Here is a 1036-nt window from a genome sequence, read left to right as displayed (position 1 = left end):
TACAAAGTGAAAAAAGGCAAACAAGAGCAGTACATCAAAGATGAAGAAGCGATGAACCAATACCAAGTATCATTGGCATTGGACAACGCATCACTGCACGTAAACGCAGAAGCTCCAGCTCTAGCTGGCGAAGCGCTAGAAAAACTGGTTCAACAATACAATGCAGGTATCAAGCTTGCTGACCGTATGAGCCGTCGTTACCCTCGCGCCTTAGTGCATGAGCTTATCTACACATCTCGTCTAACGGCTGAGCAGTGTCATGATGCAGCAGCAGTAGAAGCTTGGACAAAACAACTTGTTGAGCAACTAAACGCGAAAGAAGTGGGTGCAAGCCAATACAGCTACGAAGTGGAGCTGCACGCAGAGCTTGGTTTGAGCCTGCCGAAGATCATCGTTCGTACACACGGTGTGACTCACGAGCACGCGCTAAGTGTTGATTTCCTAAACTCAAAAGAATACGGCAAGCTGGCGGACCTTTCTGAAGTCCTAGACGGTCTTCTAGAAGAGGGCGCGTACATCAAACGTGGTGAACGTACTCTGCCAGTATCAAGCTTTGCTGAAGCACTTGAGTGGTTGGTTAAAGAATCGATGCGTGGTCTAAGCCGTCAGCGCTACAAAGGTCTAGGTGAGATGAACCCAGATCAGCTTTGGGAAACCACAATGGACCCAGAGACGCGTCGCATGATGCAAGTAACGATTGAAGATGCGGTAGGCGCAGACCAATTGTTCACAACGCTAATGGGTGACCAAGTTGAACCTCGTCGTCACTTCATCGAAGAGAACGCACTGAAGGTTGCAAACCTAGACGTGTAGCGACAAGCGTTTTTGGATAGAAAAAAGCAGCGAGCCATCGCTGCTTTTTTGTTTCTTGGTGGTATGAAAATCACCACTTTATGCCAAGACTTTGGCTTTTCTGCTACTAACTGCCAGAGGCTTGAGTAGCGGCACCATTTTGTTTCCCTTTTCTGTTTTTCTTGCCATTTTGTTCGCTTGAGTGCTTTTGCTTTCTTTTTTCGGCTCGCTATAGTGCTGTAGA

1 pseudogene is annotated in these 1036 nt (G+C 47.4%); it reads left to right on the top strand.

The features are described from left to right. Positions 1-813: pseudogene (gyrB, locus tag R7E42_RS25590) on the top strand (DNA gyrase subunit B); the annotation flags it as partial. Between the last annotated feature and the right edge of the window lie 223 nt (positions 814-1036).

This window comes from Vibrio sp. Vb1337, assembly GCF_033338715.1.
Taxonomy (GTDB): domain Bacteria; phylum Pseudomonadota; class Gammaproteobacteria; order Enterobacterales; family Vibrionaceae; genus Vibrio; species Vibrio alginolyticus.
The sequence above is the reverse complement of the archived record's forward strand: the minus strand, read 5'-3'. Positions and strand labels throughout refer to the sequence as shown.